At 71.8% G+C, this 17,724-nt stretch carries 19 protein-coding genes; 10 read left to right on the forward strand and 9 right to left on the reverse strand.

Annotation, left to right across the window (positions count from 1 at the left end; all coding sequences use genetic code 11):
• Positions 1-146: 146 nt before the first annotated feature.
• A complete protein-coding gene (locus AC0HI0_RS19230; RefSeq protein WP_480933743.1) occupies positions 147-353 on the reverse strand; it encodes a hypothetical protein in 207 nt (68 codons plus the stop codon).
• 235 nt (positions 354-588) lie between these two features.
• Here AC0HI0_RS19230 and AC0HI0_RS19235 point away from each other — a divergent pair, with 235 nt between their 5' ends.
• The 6 genes from AC0HI0_RS19235 to AC0HI0_RS19260 all read left to right on the forward strand — a co-directional run bounded on the left by AC0HI0_RS19235 (position 589) and on the right by AC0HI0_RS19260 (position 5,449).
• Positions 589-711 carry a hypothetical protein gene (locus tag AC0HI0_RS19235; RefSeq protein WP_480933744.1) on the forward strand — a complete coding sequence of 41 codons (123 nt, stop codon included), beginning with the start codon at positions 589-591 and terminating at the stop codon, positions 709-711.
• Positions 712-904: 193 nt separating this feature from the next.
• Positions 905-1,375 (forward strand): tyrosine-type recombinase/integrase, encoded by a 471-nt coding sequence (locus AC0HI0_RS19240; protein WP_480933745.1) that lies wholly within the window; start codon positions 905-907, stop codon positions 1,373-1,375.
• Positions 1,376-1,401: 26 nt separating this feature from the next.
• Positions 1,402-1,998 (forward strand): GNAT family N-acetyltransferase, encoded by a 597-nt coding sequence (locus AC0HI0_RS19245; RefSeq protein ID WP_480933746.1) that lies wholly within the window; start codon positions 1,402-1,404, stop codon positions 1,996-1,998.
• Between the two features lie 511 nt (positions 1,999-2,509).
• Positions 2,510-3,490: a DUF3052 family protein gene (locus AC0HI0_RS19250; RefSeq protein ID WP_480933747.1), complete on the forward strand. Its 981-nt coding sequence runs from the start codon at positions 2,510-2,512 to the stop codon at positions 3,488-3,490.
• A 60-nt stretch (positions 3,491-3,550) separates the two neighbouring features.
• Positions 3,551-3,748 carry a hypothetical protein gene (locus tag AC0HI0_RS19255; protein ID WP_480933748.1) on the forward strand — a complete coding sequence of 66 codons (198 nt, stop codon included), beginning with the start codon at positions 3,551-3,553 and terminating at the stop codon, positions 3,746-3,748.
• Positions 3,749-4,171: 423 nt separating this feature from the next.
• Positions 4,172-5,449: a WD40 repeat domain-containing protein gene (locus tag AC0HI0_RS19260; protein ID WP_480933749.1), complete on the forward strand. Its 1,278-nt coding sequence runs from the start codon at positions 4,172-4,174 to the stop codon at positions 5,447-5,449.
• A gap of 68 nt (positions 5,450-5,517) precedes the next feature.
• Here the strand turns inward: AC0HI0_RS19260 and AC0HI0_RS19265 are convergent, their stop codons facing one another.
• The 3 genes from AC0HI0_RS19265 to AC0HI0_RS19275 all read right to left on the reverse strand — a co-directional run bounded on the left by AC0HI0_RS19265 (position 5,518) and on the right by AC0HI0_RS19275 (position 9,420).
• Complete coding sequence (locus tag AC0HI0_RS19265; RefSeq protein ID WP_480933750.1) at positions 5,518-6,210, reverse strand: transposase; 693 nt, start codon at positions 6,208-6,210, stop codon at positions 5,518-5,520.
• A gap of 791 nt (positions 6,211-7,001) precedes the next feature.
• Complete coding sequence (locus AC0HI0_RS19270; protein WP_480933751.1) at positions 7,002-7,826, reverse strand: DUF72 domain-containing protein; 825 nt, start codon at positions 7,824-7,826, stop codon at positions 7,002-7,004.
• 388 nt (positions 7,827-8,214) lie between these two features.
• Positions 8,215-9,420: an FAD-dependent oxidoreductase gene (locus AC0HI0_RS19275; protein WP_480933752.1), complete on the reverse strand. Its 1,206-nt coding sequence runs from the start codon at positions 9,418-9,420 to the stop codon at positions 8,215-8,217.
• 154 nt (positions 9,421-9,574) lie between these two features.
• Between AC0HI0_RS19275 and AC0HI0_RS19280 the strand changes: the two genes are divergently transcribed.
• Both AC0HI0_RS19280 and AC0HI0_RS19285 read left to right on the forward strand, forming a co-directional pair.
• Positions 9,575-10,180, forward strand: a complete 606-nt coding sequence (locus AC0HI0_RS19280; protein ID WP_480933753.1) for a TetR/AcrR family transcriptional regulator — start codon at positions 9,575-9,577, stop codon at positions 10,178-10,180.
• Between the two features lie 100 nt (positions 10,181-10,280).
• Positions 10,281-11,606, forward strand: coding sequence for a lanthionine synthetase LanC family protein (locus AC0HI0_RS19285; RefSeq protein WP_480933754.1), 1,326 nt, complete (start codon positions 10,281-10,283; stop codon positions 11,604-11,606).
• 54 nt (positions 11,607-11,660) lie between these two features.
• On the opposite strand, the gene AC0HI0_RS19290 is transcribed toward AC0HI0_RS19285, so the two are convergent.
• A complete protein-coding gene (locus AC0HI0_RS19290; RefSeq protein ID WP_480933755.1) occupies positions 11,661-12,068 on the reverse strand; it encodes a RidA family protein in 408 nt (135 codons plus the stop codon).
• A gap of 89 nt (positions 12,069-12,157) precedes the next feature.
• Positions 12,158-12,706: a GNAT family N-acetyltransferase gene (locus tag AC0HI0_RS19295; RefSeq protein ID WP_480933756.1), complete on the reverse strand. Its 549-nt coding sequence runs from the start codon at positions 12,704-12,706 to the stop codon at positions 12,158-12,160.
• A 293-nt stretch (positions 12,707-12,999) separates the two neighbouring features.
• On the opposite strand from AC0HI0_RS19295, the gene AC0HI0_RS19300 reads away from it, so the two are divergent.
• Positions 13,000-13,605, forward strand: a complete 606-nt coding sequence (locus tag AC0HI0_RS19300) for an SRPBCC family protein (protein ID WP_480933757.1) — start codon at positions 13,000-13,002, stop codon at positions 13,603-13,605.
• 19 nt (positions 13,606-13,624) lie between these two features.
• Here AC0HI0_RS19300 and AC0HI0_RS19305 read toward each other — a convergent pair whose 3' ends face one another.
• From AC0HI0_RS19305 to AC0HI0_RS19315, 3 genes are read right to left on the reverse strand one after another with little or no spacing between them, the layout of a single operon-like run.
• Positions 13,625-14,860, reverse strand: a complete 1,236-nt coding sequence (locus AC0HI0_RS19305; protein ID WP_480933758.1) for an RNA polymerase sigma factor — start codon at positions 14,858-14,860, stop codon at positions 13,625-13,627.
• The gene (locus tag AC0HI0_RS19310) at positions 14,857-15,180 is read right to left on the reverse strand and encodes a YciI family protein (RefSeq protein ID WP_480933759.1); all 324 of its coding nucleotides are present in this window, start codon (positions 15,178-15,180) and stop codon (positions 14,857-14,859) included. The genes AC0HI0_RS19305 and AC0HI0_RS19310 overlap by 4 nt, the downstream gene beginning before the upstream one ends.
• Positions 15,181-15,233: 53 nt before the next feature.
• Positions 15,234-15,854, reverse strand: coding sequence for a dihydrofolate reductase family protein (locus AC0HI0_RS19315; RefSeq protein WP_480933760.1), 621 nt, complete (start codon positions 15,852-15,854; stop codon positions 15,234-15,236).
• A 221-nt stretch (positions 15,855-16,075) separates the two neighbouring features.
• Here AC0HI0_RS19315 and AC0HI0_RS19320 point away from each other — a divergent pair, with 221 nt between their 5' ends.
• Positions 16,076-17,713 carry a serine/threonine-protein kinase gene (locus AC0HI0_RS19320; protein WP_480933761.1) on the forward strand — a complete coding sequence of 546 codons (1,638 nt, stop codon included), beginning with the start codon at positions 16,076-16,078 and terminating at the stop codon, positions 17,711-17,713.
• Positions 17,714-17,724 lie beyond the last annotated feature (11 nt).

Consider the following 17,724-nt stretch of genomic DNA (forward strand, 5'->3'; position numbering starts at 1 on the left):
TCGTCGTCGGGGTCTGTCCCCAGGTGTCCGCGCATGTGGTCGGTGCGTCACCGGCCGGTTGTGCGTGGGGCGGTGCGCCTGCTCCGTCAACTGGCGGCGGTGATCGACGCCGTATACGGCGCGATGATCCCCTGGACCTCGGGTTCTCAGAGCTTCGGGTGCTGTGCGCGGCACGCCGCACCCGGACGGCTGCGCGCCGTCGCCACGGCCGCCGGCAAGGCGTCCGAGGAGGTCTTGCGGGAGTGGCGCTCCAGCACCACCGGCGGCCGGTGGTGCTGGAGCGGGTCCGGGTCGGGCCGATCCAGCAGGTCGAGCACGCGGTCGGCCGGCAGGCGCGGGCGGTGGTCCGGCACCGACCACGCTCCTCGCCGCCGCCCTCCGGGTGGCCGGCGACCAGACAGCGCGGCACCGTTCGCGAGCGGTGTCGTACCCGCCCGGCCACGCGGCGAGCCGGCCCACCGCGTTAAGCGCCTCCGCCTCCTCAACCGGCCGGTGCGGACACCGCCACTCCGAGATCACCCGAACGTCCGCTCATGCCGCGATTGGCCTGCTGTTGGCGGTGGCGTCGCGGGGTGACCGTGGTGGGTCATGGACCTGTCGAGCCTTGACGATGTCGTGCTGCGCCTTGCCGCCTCTGCCTATCTGGGCCGCTACACCGGAACCTCCCGCACCCACACCGAATCCGATCTTCGGCTGTTCCTGGCCTGGTGAACCGAGCGCGAGCCGGCGCCGCTGGGGTTGGGGCGGGCGCAGGTGGAGCTGTACGTGCGGTGGATGCAGGAGGTCCGCCGCCCGCACGTCCCCAACGAGTCCCTGGTGCTGGGCCTGTCGCACTTGCAGTTCGAGGGCCCTGCTCGCAGCGGCGCGGGAGTCGGCTACTCGGTTCGACTTCGCGCTGATCGCCATGCTGGGACTGCTCGGGCTGCGCGTGTCCGAGGCCGGACGTGGCGATGTGCAGGACCTCGGGAAGGAGCACGGACACCGGGTACTGCTGGTCCACGGCAAAGGAGGCAAGGAGACCCTGGTCCCGCTGCCACCGGCGGTGGGGCGTGCGATCGAGCGCGCCGTCGACGACAGGGCGACCGGGCCGATCCTGCTCAATCGGCGGGCGCGACGGATGGACCGCCACTGCGCCACCCGGCGCCTGCACCAGCTCGCCAGGACCCCGGTAGCGCGGCTGCCGAAGCTGCATCCGCACCTGCTGCGGCACACCTACGTCACCACCATGCTCGACGCCGCAGTCGACCTCCGCGACGTCCAGATCGCAGCCCGCCACGCCGACCCCCGCACCACCATGCGCTACGACCGCGCCCGCAAGAACCTCGACCGCCACCCCACCTACATCCTCGCGGCCTACATGGCATCAGCCACCTGAAACCTGACAACACACGGTCATGCCGAATGGAGCGCATCCGGGCGAGTCGACTCGACAAGCGCAGAATGGCGACCATGACAATCACGCCGGCCGTGCCGAGGACCGAGTCGGCAGTCGCCCTGAGGCTGCGCCCGTGGCGGTTGGACGACCTGCCGGCGCTGCTCGCGGCGCATCGTGATCCAGTGCTGCGCCGGTGGCTGGTCACGTCGCCGGCCAACGAGACCGATGCCATGCTGTGGCTGGACGCACAAGCCGCCGGCTGGGCCTCCGCAACACGGTTCAGCTTCGCCGTGACGGCCGATGACGACGACACACCGCCCATCGGTCACGTGGTGGTGAAGGTCGGGACCGCCGGCCTGGCAGAGGTCGGCTACTGGACCGCGGCCGCGGCCCGGGGTCAAGGCATCGCCGCCCGCGCGCTGGACACCGTGTCGCGATGGGCACTGGGCGAACAGGACATCGTCCGCCTGACCCGCCTGGACCTGCTGCACGCGAAGGACAATCGAGCCTCCTGCCGTGTGGCGGAGAAGTGCGGCTACCCACTGCACGACCTGCTGCCGGCCGCACCCCCCGCCTTCCCCGACAGCGGACACCGGCATGTGCGCACATCGCCGGGAAGCTGATGGCCACGACAGTGCCCACGGCACCGCTCGGGTACCGGGTCGGACACCGTGCTTCGGGACCTGGCGAACGTCCGGTCATGCCGCTGATCGTGCTGTTCGCATGTCCGCTCGCAGCGGGACGAGCGTGAATCAGGCTCGGCGTTTCGGGCAGGGAGCGAGGGAGTCGGAGATCCGGCCGCTCATTCCCGGGGCGTCGGCGTGGGCGAGCACGTCCGCACGCTCCTCGTCCGGCACCCGCGACGAGCGACGGCTGCGACGGGTCGGCGATAGCGGAATCCCGCAGCGCGCGTCCGGTCGCACGACATCGCGCCGGTTGGTGGTCGGGGTGGCGGGGCGGTTCCGGGTGGTCTCCGGTTGGGAATCCCTTGCGCGGAAACGAGGAGAGTGCATGTCGTAATCTTGGTCGGTGCGTGCCGCAGTGGTCGCGCTCCGGGGTGAGGCGACGTCCGAAGCCGTGAGCCGTTCCACCGGGCCGTAGTTTCCGCAGTCCCGACCGCGCACGGAGAAACCGATGAACAGGATGACCCACCTCGCGGGACGGCTCGGCTTCCGCCCCGGGCAGGTGGTGCAGGAGGTCGGGTGCGACGAGGACTCCGACCACAACCTGCGCAGGGGCGTCGAGTCGGCCATCGGCGGGCCGATGGTCCACGAGGCGTTCGACGGCTGGGCGGACCGGGCGGACGTGCTGTTGCTGTGGTTCCGGGGGGACGACGGCGACCTCACCGAGGTGCTGTCGGCGCACACCCCGAGGCTCGCCGAGGACGGTGTGGTCTGGTTGTTCACCCCGCGCAAGGGCACCGGCTGGCGGCTGGACCCGGCCGACATCGCCGCCGCGACCGAGGCGGTCGGTCGCGTGCGGACCGACGGGACCGAACTCGGGCGCGACTGGCTCGGTGCCCGCCTGGACCTGCCGGGCCGCGTCCCGTCCGCCGGGCCGGCGGGTGGCGGTGCGCCGGCGGGGAACACCGCCACGACACCGCTGCTCGCCGCCGTCACCGCGCAGCGGGCCGCCGCCCGTTTCCTGTCCTGGCCCGGGGATTTCGTGCCGGACCCGGCCGACCACATCGACGACGTCCGCCTGGCCTCCGGTGCCCGGCTGGAGCCGTTCGCCGGTGCCGGCACGGGGGCCACGTACTTCTTCTGCGGTGACGGCGGCGAGGAGCGCCCGGTGCTCTACGCCGATTCCTCGGGTGCTTCGGCGCTGGTCGCCGTCGGCCTGCCGGAACTGTTGCGGCTCCTGCTCGTGGCGCCGTGGTGGCGCGACTGCACCGCGTTCACCGCCGACGAGAGCCGCGCGCTGGCCGCCGAGTACTTCGACGAACAGCCGGACCTGCTCGCCCGACGCGACCGCGCGGCCGCCGCGCTCGGCCTGGACCTGCCCGACGAGGGCACCGTCCTGGCCCGCCTGCGCGAGGTCACGGCCGCGACGGGGCAGTACGCACTGGTGCACACCCCAAGCGGCTCCACCTACGAGTGGCTGTTCGAGGACTGACGGGGTGACGTCGTCGGGTCGGACGATCCGGTAGGCGGCGGCGTTGTGCAGGAAACGGGCATGGCCGCGTTCGTCGGAGCCGACCGGGGACAGAACCCGGTGGACGTGGGGCCCGGTTCGGCGGTGATGATCGAGTCGTCGCCGAGGCGGGCGACCTCGACGCGGTCCTGCGGCCCGCCGGGGAACGACTCGGCGACGTCGTTGCGCGTGGCGGGGCGACGCCGGGGCCGACCACTGCGCGGCGCGTGGTGGGCATGATCGACGGGCGCATCGGTCAACTCCCCCACGATGCCCCTGAGCACGGTGACGACGAGCGGGGCGGGCGCGGCTGCCTGGACCCTCGGTGGGCGGGAGGCCGTCCCCGCCTGCTCAACCGTGACGACGAGGACTTCGTCATCCAGACGGCCACCACCCGCCCCACCACACCCGGTCAGCCCTTCACTCGCTGGTCACGGCACAAGCTCACCGCCCACCTGCGGAAGTCCATGGCCGGATCTACGTGATCCTCGACAACCTGTCCGCTCACAAAGGCGCCGACATCCGCCACTGGGCGCCGCCGAACGCAAAGGACGCGCCCGCATCCGAAGCGAGAAATGCATCCGCTGGGGCGGACGGCCTCTCAAGAGCGCAGCTTGATCCGACCTGGCGGACCTGTCCGGCCGCATCACTAGAGTTTCGGCCATGAGTGACGACGTTCAGATGACCGCTTCGGCATCGGATCCGTCGGGGGCGGAAGGGTGGTGGACGGACCTGCCATGGCTGGTGAACGCTGATCCGGAGCAGGTTCTGGGGTTGCCGGCTTCCGATGTGGATTCCGATGCGCGGCTGATGGCTGCGGTTTACCGGGCGTCGGTTGACGTACACCGGGACGCGCCACCGTGGGTGCGGCGGCAGTTGCTGGCCCTGGACGCGGCTCGGTACGGGGACCGGGAGTTGTCGGCACGGATTGCCGCCGTGTCGGTGGAGGATGTCGACACCGAGCCGTGGCAGGTGCTGTGGTCCACCGGCGCGCAGAGCGACCCGCACTTCCAGATGGACCCGTCCGGTCACACCGGCGGTGTCGACGCGGTGGTGACAACCTTCTCGGACGGCCGCCACGTCGTGGTCACCGGCAGCAAGGACCAGACGGTCCGGGTGCGGGACCTTGAGACCGGCCAACCGGTCGGCGGGCCCATGAGCGACCTCAACGGCAGAGTGTGGGCGGTGGCGACGGAGGTCGTGGACGGTCGGCCGTGCGTCGTCACGGCCGGCGACTGGGCGGTACTCGCGTGGGACCTGGCCACCCGCCAACAGACGGGCGAGCTGCCGGGGATCAACGGTGAGGTGTGGTGTCTGGCCACGGCTGTCGTCCAGGGGCGACCGTGTGCGCTCGCCAGCGACGACGACATGTCCGTGCGGGTCTGGGATCTGGCCCGTGGGGAACAGGTCGGCGAACTCACCGGACACGACGACTTCCTGATGGCCATCGACACGCTGGTGATCGATGGCAGGCCCCGTGCGGTGGGCTGTATGAGCGGGGGCAAGGTCTGGCAGTGGGACCTGACCACCGGACAACCGGTCGGGGAGCCCCTGCCGGGCCACGACGGCGAGGCGTGGACGGTCGCGACGGCGGTCGTCGGTGGCAGAGCCCACGCGATCACGGCAGGTCACGACGCCACCGTGCGCGTGTGGGACCTGGTCATGGGACGGGAAGTCGGCAGGCTGGTCGGCCACGAAGGCACCGTGTCCGCGGTGGTGACCGCGGTGATCGGTGGAGAACTCCGGGTCGTCACCGGTGGTTCGGATGGGACGGTGTGCCTGTGGGAGCCGGCCGCCGGGCGGCAGATCGGCCGGGAGCTGGTGTTTCCCGCGCCAGTCCATGCGCTGACCGTGACCCCGGAAGGCTCGCTCGTGGTGGGCTTCGGCGGCGACGTCGCGGTCCTGTCCCTGCATGCCGACCCCGACTCCACCGGGCCGTGAGCCGTTGGTGCTGTGACCGGACGGTTGCCGGTTCCGCCCCGGCGATGAGGACGAAACGCAGCCGGCGGCTACGCAACCCGGCGAACGTTGACCCAGGACGAGCCGGTCGAGGTGAAGTGCACGTGGAACCTCGGGTGCGCGGCGGCCACTTCCTGATCACCGGGGTCGTGTGGGTGTCGTGGTTGTCGCGGACCAGGTGCACCTGAAGTTCGGGCGGCACCGTCTTGTCGATCGTGGTCGGGAACTTCCTGAACTCCGCAGCGCGGTGCTGGCGGTGCAGCTCCGATCACGGTCCCGTCGGCGATGTTGAACGCGGCGAACAGGCTGGTGATGCCGTTGCGGTGGTAGTCGTGGGTTCGCCGCTCGGGCATGCCCGGCATCATCGGCAGCACCGGCTGGGAGCGGTCCAGCGCCTGGATCTGCGACTTCTCGTCCACGCACAGCACCACCGCCCGCTCGGGCGGGTCGTGGTAGAGGCCGACGACGTCGACGACCTTGTCCACGAACAACGGATCGGTGGACAGCTTGATGTTCTTGGCGCGGTGCGGTTTGAGGCCGAAGGCCCGCCAGACCCGGCCGATGGTCGACGCGCTCGGCCCGGTGCGTTCGGCCATCGAGGTGCGTGGCGTTGCGGGGGATCTCGGCTTCGACCGGCGCACCGAAGCAGGTTTGCAACGTCCGCCTCTGCCGATGAGCGAATGGTCGAGGAGCGGCCCGCGCAGGTACGACGATCGATGTGAGTTACTCGGTTTGCCACTCAACGAGCCCGTACCGAGCGCTGCCCGGGATCATTGGATGTGTGGCGCGACTTGGACGAGGAAACGTTCGAGGGCGAGGCGGGCCGTCTCCCCTCGCGTCGCCCGATCCTGCTCGTCGCAGGCTGAGTGGATCTCGGCCGTCGCGTCGAGACCCGACTGGGCCAGACTGCCCACGGCAGTGTCACTGTTGACAAGGCGAACGCGGAACAGCGCCGCAGTCGCGTCAGCACGCCGCTGGTAGGACTCTGCACGGGCAGCGATGTGTCGAGTGCCTGTCGGGTTCGTCTTGTTCCAAGTGCCATCGGTCGTTCTGGCTCCTGCGGAAGTCGGTCAGGGCTGTCGCGAAGGCGCTGTAGGCGGCGACCCGTTCGTGCCAAAGCTGCTGACGTCGAGTGAAACGCTCGGTATGCCGGGGTGATGTGCCGCTGGAAGATGAAGGTGAGAGTGGAGCCTGACAGGGTCGCGAAGACGGCGACCAGGCTCGCAAGCACGGCGCTCATGGCTCCAGGCTCACCCAGGTCGCCAACGGTCGTGAACCGCCGGTCGGGCATGCCTGTCCGCGTCACAGCTTCACGACACCCGCTTCTGCCGCTGTTCAGTGGGTGGCGTACGCACTCATCTGCCGATGAGCGAGCGTGCGGTCAGGTGAGTGGACTGCGTCGAACACGTGCGGCATGGCGGTGTCTCGTCGGGTGCGTGGGCCGACGGCATCGACCTCCGGGGCACAACCGACCCTCCACAAGCGACATCGTGACCACTTGACCCGCTGTGTCCCGCGCGGTTCGCGGCATCGCTCAGAACAGGGTCGCGGGTTCGACGGGCTCGGGTTCGGGCAGGGGGTCGAGTTCGGGCACGAGTGTTCGGACGTCGTCGTGGAACCGGCGGGCGAGGGCGGGTGCGTCGTCGTTGTCGGGGGTGTGCAGGAACACGGTCGGCGACCGGCCCTCGCGCAGCCAGTCGGCGACCACCGCGGCCCACGGCTGCCACCCCTCGACCGTCTCCTCGACCGAGTCCCTGCCCAGGTAGCGGACGATCGGCCGGTCGGTCAGCGCCCGCGTCCGGCGCGGCAGTCGCGGTTTCTTCGCCCAGGCGTCCCGGGCGGCGTGACTGGTCGGCGGGCTTTGGAAGAACACCTCGGTGTCGAACGGCATCCACTCGGCGTCCGCGTCGGCGAGCACGGACTCCAGCAGGGACGTCGAGCCGGGTTCGGCGAAGAACCGGGGATGGCGCACCTCGACGGCGCGCCGGCGGTCGGCGGGAAGCCTGCGCAGGAACCGCGCCAGGGCGTCGACGTCCGAGGGGCCGAACGAGCCCGGCAGTTGGGTCCACAGGACCGCCCGCTCGCCGAGGGGCTCGACCGCGTCCAGGAACGCCCGCATCTCGGCCTCGACACCGACCAACCGGCGCTCGTGCGTGACGATCTTGGGCAGCTTGACCACGAACCGGAAATCGGGCCCGGTCTGCCGCGCCCACGTCACGACCGTGTCCCGCGCAGGCGTCGCGTAGAAGGTGGTGTTGCCCTCCACCGCGTTGCACCAACCGGCATACGCCCGCAGGCGCTCCCCTGCCGGCAACGACCGCGGCACGAACCGCCCCGGCCACGCCTTGTGGGACCACATCGCACAGCCGACGTGAAGGCACGCCACCCTGACAACTCCATCTGTCGCGAGAGTGAAGACGGTCCGAGGGTCCAGTCGACAGCAGCAACCGGACATCCGCTCCTACCGCATACAGCGTAGTCCAACGCCCGCAGCCGCCACCCGCCAACGCTCCGCCCCGAGTCGGGACCGGGTTCAGCAGCACCGGCGTCCGATGAAGTAGCCGATCAGAACCGCCGTCGCCACCACGAGTGTGACGCCGTGTGGCTTGCTCCGCCGCAGCTTTCCCGAGTCCTGACGCGGCGGATTCGCCCCTTCCACCAATATCGAACACTGCTCACATCAATCGAACCGCTCGTTCGAAGCGTCCGCTCCTGCCGAGTTGCCACGGCTTGGGGCACATGCCTTTCTACTGATCGTCTTCGGCTCGGCGGCGTCGGTAGTCCGATGCCCTGGTCTGGTAGGTCTCGTGTTCGCGCGCGTGGTCCGGGGGAAGGTGCGGCGCGTCCGGGGAGGTCGTGGCGAAGAACCGCGTGAGCCCGGTGTTCGAGTCCACGGCTAGTTCCCCGGAGCGCGGGAACATCGCTGCCTCGTAGCGTGCGACCGCGTCGTCGAGACTGCTTTCCTTCTTGATGGCGTGGGCGAGTTCCGCGCCGTCGAGCAGCGCGAGATTCGTGCCGTGGCCGCCGAAGGGCGCCATCAGGTGGGCGGCGTCGCCGATCAGGGTGACGCCTGGGACGCGGTCCCAGGCCAGCGGGGCGGGCAGGGCCCAGAAGCTGCGCTGCACGTAGTCGCTGTCGTTGTCGGTGATCAGCGGGCGCATGACCGCGGACCATCCGCTGAACTCCCGCAACAGGTAGGACCGGACGGCCTCGCGGTCGGTGACGTCCACGCCGGCCGTGACGTGCCAGTCCAGTTCGGCGCGGAAGGCCACGTAGCCGCGGACCACACCGTTGCTGTTGCGCTGGACGATCACCGCGCGGCCGTCGCCGTCGGTGGAGAACATGTGGCCGTCTCCCACGATCGCGGCGACCTCGGGGTGTCGGGTGTCCACGTCGTCGAATCGGGCGTCGAGGAAGTGGACGCCGAGGTACTGCGGCTCCGCGTCGGTGAGCAGGGGCCGGACCTTCGACCACGCGCCGTCTGCGCCGATGACGAGATCGGCTTCCGCGTCGGCGCCACCCGCGAACTCCAGTCGGTGCGCCCCGCCGCCGAGCGGCGTGAGCTGGACGAGTTTGTGCCCCCAGCGGACCGTGCCGGGTTCCAGGTGCTCGTAGAGCATGGTCCGCAGTTGGCCTCGGTCGATCTCGGGAGCCGCCTCGTCGCCGTCGGCGGGAGTGAACTCGGCCAGGACGGTGCCGTGGTGGTCCCGGCGGGTCTTGGCCTGGCCCTCGACCCGGGCCAACGCGCGGAAGGCGTCCATCAGCCCGGCGTCCTCCAGCGCGATCTGGCCGGCGTCGGCGTGGAGGTCGAGCGTTCCTCCCGGGTCACGGGAGTTCACGGTGGTGTCCGCGTCGTACACCACCGGCTGGATGCCGTGCCCCTGCAGGACACGGGCGCACATCAAGCCGGCGGGGCCACCGCCGACGATGGCGATGCGAGGTGTGGTCGTCATGAGGACGAGTCCTTTCCACGCCTGGTGTCGCGGCGTGTTGTCACCGATGGGCGCGGGCCGGGCGGCCCGACCGCCACCACGTTAGGTGAAACCGTTCTAAAAGTCTATCGGTTCTACTTTTTTACCAGTTCAACACAAGCGCTACAGTGACGACGTGACCGAGACAGGGCGCCGCGAGCGCAAGAAGGCCGCCACCCGCCAAGCCCTGGCCGACGCCGCGCTGGAGCTGTTCCTGGAGCGCGGCTACGACGCGGTCGGCGTGCGGGAGATCGCCGACACCGCCGACGTCTCGGTGGCCACCCTGTTCAAGCACTTCCCCGAGGGCAAGGAAGCACTGGTCTTCGACCAGGACACGGACCGCGAGGCCGCGCTCGTCGCCGCTGTCCGCGACCGCCCCAGCGGGCAATCCATCCCCCAGGCGCTGCGCCGGCTGCTCCGTGACGAGCACTCCCGACAGGTCCGCACCGACCCGCGCCTCGCCGACTTCATCCGCCTGATCGACACCACTCCCGCACTGCGCGAGCACTTTCGCCGCATGTGGCTGCGCCACGAGAACGCGCTGTCGGCGGCGATCGCCGCCGACGCCGGGCTACCCGAGGGCGACGCCGGCTGCCAGGCGCTGGCCCACTTCGCCCTCGAAGCCGTCGCCCTCGTTCGAGGACGGGACGACGCCGAGTCCGCACTCGACCGGATCTTCACCATGCTCGACACCGGCTGGACCGGTACGACGAAGCAACCCACGAGGCGCGGCGGCACCTGACCCCGTCGGGACGGCTCCCCGCGCACGCTCAGACCGCGATCAGCGCGTCCGGAACACCCGCTTCCGGCATGCGAGTGCGGTGTTGTGCCACTGTTGAAAGATGGCCCCGCGCAGTGCTGAGACGTTCCGGCAGGTTGCGGAGGCCGCGTGGCGGTGGGTGTTGGACCAGGTGCGGTGGGAGGACGGGCTGTGGATCCCGGAATCGGTGTCCGGTCCGCTGGTGCCCGAGTACCGGGACGGCATGTACTCCGGCATCGGGGGCCTGGCCCACGTGCTGGCCGAGGTCCGGCTTTCCCGTCCGTGGACGGCTGAGGAGCAGCGCGTGGCGGACGCCGTCGTCGGACGGCTGCGTGGCGAGGTGTCCACCACGACCGACTACAGCTTCTTCAACGGGTTGGCCGGCACGATCGGTGTGCTGACCGCGCTCGACGCCGACGGTGCGGAGGCGGCCGTGGGCCGGCTGTCGGCACTCGCCACGCCCGACGGCTGGCCACGGCCGACGCTCGGCCCGCCGCAGTTCCGACCCGGTGCCCGGGTCCACGACGTGGCGTTGGGCACGGCCGGGGTGCTGCTGGGCGCGTTGTGGGCTGCGCGCAGGGGTGTGGCGGGCGCGCATGCGCTCGCCGAGCACGCCGCCGGCGTGCTCATGGCCGAACGGGAGCACGAACCGACCGGCACGAACTGGCGCAACGTGCCCCGGCGCTTCCGCACCGGTCCCGCCCTGCAGGCGCCCAACTTCTCGCACGGCCTGGCGGGCATCGCGACGGCGCTCGCGCTGGCCGGTGCCGAACTCGACCGGCCGGACCTGGTCGCGGCCGCCGCGAGCGGTGCCGAGCACCTGGTGTCGCTGGGCAGGGCGGACGGCTCGGGCTTCGCCGTCCCGCGCCTGGTCGCCGACGACCGGACCGCCGATGACGAGTTCAGCCACGGCTGGTGCCACGGCCCCACCGGGACCTCGCTGATCTTCCGCGCCCTGCACCGGGCCGGAGTGCCGGAGGTGGCCGGCGCGCCCCCGTCGCTGTGGCACCGCCGCTGCCTGCACAGCGTCCGCACCTCCGGGCTGCCGGCACGCCTGTACCCCGGTTTCTGGGACAACGACGGACGCTGCTGCGGCACGGCTGGTGTCGGCGAGGCGTTCCTCGACTCCTGGCAGCACGACGGCGACCCCGAGGACCTCGAATTCGCCCTCGGACTGGCCGACGTGCTCCTCCACCGCGCCGTGGTCGAGGGGCCGCACGCCTACTGGCGCTTCATCGAGCACAGCGCGCCGGACCCCCTGCTCCCGGCCGGGGTCGGCTGGATGCAGGGAACCGCCGGAATCGCCGCGTTCCTGTTCCGCGTCGGCCGCGTCGTCGAGGCGGGACCGGACGCCGAAGTGGTCCCCCGCCTGGACAACTGGTGGACCCTGCCGACCATCGGGCGGTAACGCCCCACGAGACGGCGACGGCGGGCGTCGCCGTCGGCGGAGTCCGGGCAGGGGTCAGCGCGGGATCGCGACCAGTGCCTCGACCTCGACGGTCAACGGCGGCGCGGCCAGGGCGGCGACGACGATCAGCGTCTGCGGCGGGTAGTCGCCGCCGGGGAACCAGCGGGCGAAGGTCTCCGTCATCGCGGTGCGGTAGCCGGCCAGGTGCTCGGTGCCCGACACCATGCTGAACAGCTTCACCAGGTGCGCCGGCTGCGCGCCGGCCGCCTCCAGCAGGCGCTCGATGTTGGCGAACACGGCCCGCGCCTGGGACAGCGAGTCCTCGCCCGCCAGGCTGCCGTCGGGCAGCGTGCCGACCTGGCCGGCGAGCGCCACCACGTCGTGGTCGGCGGGCACGTGCGCCACGTGGCTGTACGGGCCTGCGGGCGCGGCCACGGTCTCGGGGTTCCAACGCCGGATCATGAGTTCTCCTCAGCTAGGTCGGCTCGACGGAACCCTACGTCGTCGCCTCCCGCTCGGGATCGGCCCCGACCGCGTCGCGCGAAACGGGCTCAACCGGGCGGCGTGACCGGGGACCGCTCGCCGAACCACTGTTCGGCACCGAACGCCTCGAACCTCTCCACCTCGGTGAAACCCAGCTTCACCGCGAGCCGCACCGAACGGTCGTTGGCGGTCTGCGTGCAGAGCACCACGGGCTCGCCGGGAAGCGCGTCGGCGAACCAGGCGAGCGCCGCCGCGCACGCCTCGGCGGCGTACCCGCGACCCCACGCCTCCGGCAGGAGCAGGTAGCCGAGCCACGCCTCCCCGGCATCCGGGCGGACGGGACCGGGACGCCCGGCGTCGCGCCGGTCGAACGTGATCGCGCCGATCATCGCCCCGTCGAGGTCGATCACGAAGAAGCCGGGTCGCCGTCCGGGCACCTCGGGCACCACGCGCTCAAGCTCGTCACGCGGTTGGGGACCGCCGATGTACGTACCGACCTCCGGCGAGGAGAACAGCTCGACGAACGCCGCGCGATCGCGGGCCTCGGACTCGCGGAGCACGAGCCGCTCCGTCCTGATCGGAGCAGGCGGCCAGGCGGCGGATCCGAGCGAGGTCACGGCGGGCAACCTATCGCGTCCGCGAACCCGGTGTGTCCGAACTGGAACAACGACGTATCTCGGCGATCATGGTCGTGGCACGCTCCGAACAAGGGCGTGGACGAAGCTGGGTGAGGCGCTCGCGCCGACGTCGCTCGACGAATCGAGCAGTCGCCTGCGCCACGGCCTGCTCGCCGCCGCCTCCGAGCCGCACGGCCGGCGTAGGCAGTTCTCGCCGACGCGACCGCACCCCGCGCACCGGGAGAGTCGAGCCGAGCCGACCCGGCCGGGTCGGTGAACGGAGGAGATGGAACATGCCCGGTCCCCGCTCGACCCCCGCGCTCCGCCGCACCGCCCTGCCGGCGGTCGGGCTCGCGGTCGCCGCCGTTCTCGGCACCGCCGCCGCGCCCGCCCAGGCCGATCCCGGCCCGGCCCCGCTGACGTGCCAGGGCGAGGGCGTCGACCCGACCGCCAAGGCCCGCCACCGCGCCGAGATCCTCATCCACGCGTCGTTGCGCACCGTCTGGAACCTGCACACCGACGTGGAGTCCTGGCCCTCCTGGCAGAAGCCCGCCGCCCCGATGACCGTCGAACGCCTCGACCCGGGTCCGCTGCGCAGGCACTCCCGGTTCCGGGCGACCATCGACCTGCCCGCCCCGCCCGACGCCGAGGTCGTCATCACCTCGCAGGTCCGCCAGTTGCGCAACCGCGAGTGCGTCCGCTGGACCGGTCCCGCCGACGGGCCCGGCTACCACGTCGACGGCACCCACGTCTGGAACTTCACCCAGACCCGTGCCGGCGTGCTGGTCCGCACCGAGGAGACCCACACCGGGCCCCAGGCCGACGAGAACTCCGACATGGGCCTGGACACCTGGCTCAAGGACCTCAAGGCCGCCGCCGAAGCCGACCCCTGCGACTGAGCCGCCCACCGGGGGTGCGCTACCCCAGCTGGTCCCGGCGTCGGGTCAGGTAGGCGACCTCGGCGGTGTTGCCGGCCAGTCCGACGGCTTTGTCGTACGCCTCCCGGGACTGCCGGCTGCGGCCCAGCCTGCGCAGCAGGTCGGCGCGGGTGGCGTGGTAGGCGTGGTAGCCGGCCAGCTCGTCCGCCAGGCGGTCGACGGCCGCGAGCGCCACCTCGGGGCCGTCCAGCTCGGCGGTCGCGACCGCCCGGTTGAGGGCGACGATCGGCGACGGGTCGAGGCGGACGAGCTGGTCGTAGAGGGCGAGGACCTGCGACCAGTCGGTGTCGCGGATGTCGCGGGCGGAGGTGTGCACGGCGTTGATCGCGGCGAGGATCTGGTAGCGCCCCGGAGCGACGCCGGCCGCCGCGGCGGCGAGGCGTTCGCGCACCAGCCGGTGGCCCTCGGCGATCAGCGCCGTGTCCCAGGCGCCCCGGTCCTGCTCGCCGAGCGGCACCAGCTCGCCGCCGGCCGAGACCCGGGCGGTGCGGCGGGCCTCGATGAGCAGCATCAGCGCCAGCAGCCCGGTCACCTCGCCGTCGTCCGGCACGAGGGCGCGGATCAGCCGGGTGAGCCGGATCGCCTCGCCGGTCAGGTCGTGGCGCACGGGATCGGTGTCCGAGCCGGTGGCCAGGTAGCCCTCGTTGAAGACCAGGAACAGGACCGCGAGCACACCGGAGACGCGGGCCGGCAGGTCCTCGGCGGACGGCACCCGGTACGGGATGCGGGCCGCCTTGATCTTGGCCTTCGCGCGGGTGATCCGCTGCCCCACGGCACCTTCGGCCACCAGGAAGGCTCGGGCGATCTCGGGCACGGTCAGGCCGCCGACCATGCGCAAGGTCAACCCCACCCGGGCCTCCATCGCCAGCGCCGGGTGGCAGCAGGTGAAGATCAGCCGCAGCCGGTCGTCCTCGATGGCCCCGAGGGGCTCGGGCGGGTCGTCGTCGCGCACCAGCAGAGCCTCCTCGTGCTTGTCGTCGCGCTTGTTCTCGCGCCGGATCCGGTCGATGGCCTTGCGGTTGGCGGTGGTCGTCAGCCACGCGCCGGGGTTGGGCGGCACGCCGTCGGCGGGCCACCGCTCGACGGCGGTCGCGAACGCCTCGGCCGCCGCCTCCTCGGCGATGTCGAGATCACCGAAGCGCCTGGTCAGCGCGGCCACCACGCGCGCCCAATCGGCGTGGTGGGCCCGGCTGACCGCCTCGTCGACCTCGTTCACCGGAACGGCCGCACCTCGATCTTGCGGTCGCAGACCTTGGACGCCTCGGTGGCGAGCTTGAGCACCACGTCCAGGTCGGGGGCCTCCCACACCCAGACGCCGGCGAGGTACTCCTTCGACTCCACGAAGGGCCCGTCGCTGAACACCGCCCGCTCACCCCGGTTGTCGACCACCGTGGCCGCGTCGGTGTCCGCGAGCCCGCCCGCGAAGACCCAGTAGCCCTCGGCGATCAGCCGTTCGTTGAACTCGCTGATGGCGGGCTGCCGGTCGGTGCTGCCGGGGTTTTCCTTGTCGTCGATGACGGAAACCAGGTACTGCATCGGAAGATCCTCTCGTGTGGTGCGGGACGACGCGGTCGGGGTGGTCGGGGGCTTCAGGCCGCCGGGTACTGGGGACGCCCGGCCGGCCGGTAGACCTGGATCGTCACGCCCTTCGAGTCCACCCGCGACTCGACCGGCTCCAGCGCGAGATCGGGGCCCGCCTCCGGGAACAGCCGCGTGCCCTGGCCGAGCACCACCGGGACCACGATCAGCGTCATCTCGTCGACCAGGTCGTTGGCCAGCAGCCAGCGGACCAGGGTGCCGCTGCCGTGCACCTGCAACTCACCCCCGGGCTCGGCCTTCAGCGCCGCGATCGCGGCGGCCAGGTCGTCGGACAGGACGGTGGTGCCCGACCACGCCGGCTCGATCGGCTTGGTCGTCGCCACGTACTTGGGCCGATTGTTCAACGACCGCAGGACGGGCTCCCAGCCGGGGACGTCCTCGGCCGCCAGGGTCCCCCACGAGCCGGCGAACAGCTCGTAGGTGCGGCGGCCGAACAGGAACGCGTCGGCGCGGTCGTAGGTCCGGTTGATGAGCGCGGTGGTCTCGGCGTCGCCCTTCCCCAGCGCCCACCCCCCGCGCACGAACCCGTTCCGGCGGTCCTCCTCCGACGCGCCGCCGTTGCCCTGCACCACTCCGTCGACGGTGATCTGGGTCATGGTCGTCAGCTTCATGATCGCGGTCCTCAAGCTCGGCGCCGCCTCTCGTAGGCGGCCTCACCCCTCCTACGAACGCCACGACGCCGATCCGACACCCGTCCCCGGAATCGGTCGAAAAACTTTCCGGGACGTCCGGTCCGGACGGGAACGGCCTCCCGGCGGGCTCTCCCGCAGGTCGCCGGTGATTTGTCCACCCGATCGGGACGAACACGGACCGTGGCCGGTACATTACCGATGTGACAGAGGGTGGGGAGCGGCTGATCGGCGGCCGGTACCGCCTGCGCCGGTTGCTCGGCCGGGGTGGCATGGGCGTCGTCTGGCTGGCCCACGACGAATTCCTGCACCGGGACGTGGCGATCAAGGAGATCCAGCCGCGCGGCCGCGAGATCCGGCCGGACGACCCCGAGGTGCTGCGCACGTTCCGCGAGGCCAGGGCGGCGGCGAAGCTGAGCGGGCACGCCGGGATCGTGACCGTGCACGACGTGGCGACCGACGAGGGCGGCCTGCCCTGGATCGTGATGGAGCTGCTCTCCGGGCACACCCTCGCCGAGGCGCTGGAGGCCGACGGCCCGATGTCGGCCGACCGGACCGCGCGGATCGCCCTGCAGGTCGTGGAGGCGCTGGACCACGCGCACGTCAACGGGGTGCTGCACCGGGACGTGAAGCCGGGCAACGTGATGCTGGTCGGCGACAAGGCGGTGCTGACCGATTTCGGCATCGCGCTGCTGGACGGGGCGTCGGTGATCACCGCGACCGGGCAGGTGCCCGGCGCCCCCGAGTACATCGCGCCGGAGCGGATCCTCGGCGAGGAGGCCAAACCCGCCGCCGACCTGTGGTCGGTGGGCGTGATGATCTACCGGATGACGGTGGGGCGCACGCCGTTCCAGCGCCCGGACATCCAGTCCACGCTGGCGGCGGCGCTGTCCCAGGAACCCGACCCGCACACCGCCATCGGACCGCTGTGGCCGGTCGTCCAGGGGCTGCTGCGCAAGAAACCCGCCGAGCGGTGGTCGGGCCACCGCGCCGTGGAGAAGCTCGCCGAGCTGTCCGCGCGGCCCGCCCGGCTCCCGGAGGGCACCCGGCTGCGGGTCGAGTACCCGACCCGGCCGGACAACCCCGCCGGCGCGGTCACCGTCGTGGACGAGACCACCCCCGCCACCCGCACCCTCCCGCCGCCGTTGCCGCCGCCGGTCACCCGCGCCGCGCCGGGCGACGTGACGGTGGACGTCACGCCGCGCCGCGCCCGCAGCGCGCACCGGGCACCGCTGATCGCGGTCGGCGTGCTGCTGCTGGTCGCCGCCGTGGTGGTGGCCGTCTCCCGGTCGGTGGGCGACCGGGGCGACGCCGCGTCGACCACCACCGACGCGCCGCCGGACGCGGGCGCGCAGGTGCCGCTGAAGATGTACCAGGAACGGGAACTCGCCTTCCAGATCGGCGTCCCGGAGGACTGGGAGCGCGACGGCGCGACGACGGGCGGGCCGCTCGGCTCCGTCGGCTGGGAGCGGGTCCGGTCCGACCCCGGGGACGGCGCGCTGTCGGTGCGGGTGCAGCGCGACTCCACCAAGCCCGGCGTGTCGGCGGTCGCGTACCTGACCGACGAGGCGAAATCGCGCCGGACGTCGCGGGACTACGCCGAGTTCGACCAGCTGGGGCTGCGGGACGCGGGCGCGTCGGCGGACCTGGAGTACACCCAGCGCGCGGCGGTCGGCCCCACCCGGCGGCACACCAGGGTCAGCGCCTACCCGCGCGGGGCGGTCGTGTACACCGTGACGTTCTCGCTCGCCGACGACGACGAGGACGGCGTGCGGCGGACGTGGGCCGCCGCACAGCCGCTGGTCTCCCGGATCCGGGACAGCTTCCAGTTCACCCCCTGACCGGCCGCCGG

This window comes from Saccharothrix sp. NBAS 001 (assembly GCF_056640475.1).

Excerpts from the sequence above, each read along its gene's own strand:
- AC0HI0_RS19235 (WP_480933744.1), top strand. The coding sequence starts at position 589 with ATGGACCTGTCGAGCCTTGACGATGTCGTGCTGCGCCTTGCCGCCTCT.
- AC0HI0_RS19240 (WP_480933745.1), top strand. The coding sequence starts at position 905 with ATGCTGGGACTGCTCGGGCTGCGCGTGTCCGAGGCCGGACGTGGCGAT.
- AC0HI0_RS19245 (WP_480933746.1), top strand. The coding sequence starts at position 1,402 with ATGGAGCGCATCCGGGCGAGTCGACTCGACAAGCGCAGAATGGCGACC.
- AC0HI0_RS19250 (WP_480933747.1), top strand. The coding sequence starts at position 2,510 with ATGAACAGGATGACCCACCTCGCGGGACGGCTCGGCTTCCGCCCCGGG.
- AC0HI0_RS19255 (WP_480933748.1), top strand. The coding sequence starts at position 3,551 with ATGGCCGCGTTCGTCGGAGCCGACCGGGGACAGAACCCGGTGGACGTG.
- AC0HI0_RS19260 (WP_480933749.1), top strand. The coding sequence starts at position 4,172 with ATGAGTGACGACGTTCAGATGACCGCTTCGGCATCGGATCCGTCGGGG.
- AC0HI0_RS19270 (WP_480933751.1), bottom strand. The coding sequence starts at position 7,826 with ATGTGGTCCCACAAGGCGTGGCCGGGGCGGTTCGTGCCGCGGTCGTTG.
- AC0HI0_RS19275 (WP_480933752.1), bottom strand. The coding sequence starts at position 9,420 with ATGACGACCACACCTCGCATCGCCATCGTCGGCGGTGGCCCCGCCGGC.
- AC0HI0_RS19285 (WP_480933754.1), top strand. The coding sequence starts at position 10,281 with ATGGCCCCGCGCAGTGCTGAGACGTTCCGGCAGGTTGCGGAGGCCGCG.
- AC0HI0_RS19290 (WP_480933755.1), bottom strand. The coding sequence starts at position 12,068 with ATGATCCGGCGTTGGAACCCCGAGACCGTGGCCGCGCCCGCAGGCCCG.
- AC0HI0_RS19300 (WP_480933757.1), top strand. The coding sequence starts at position 13,000 with ATGCCCGGTCCCCGCTCGACCCCCGCGCTCCGCCGCACCGCCCTGCCG.
- AC0HI0_RS19310 (WP_480933759.1), bottom strand. The coding sequence starts at position 15,180 with ATGCAGTACCTGGTTTCCGTCATCGACGACAAGGAAAACCCCGGCAGC.
- AC0HI0_RS19315 (WP_480933760.1), bottom strand. The coding sequence starts at position 15,854 with ATGAAGCTGACGACCATGACCCAGATCACCGTCGACGGAGTGGTGCAG.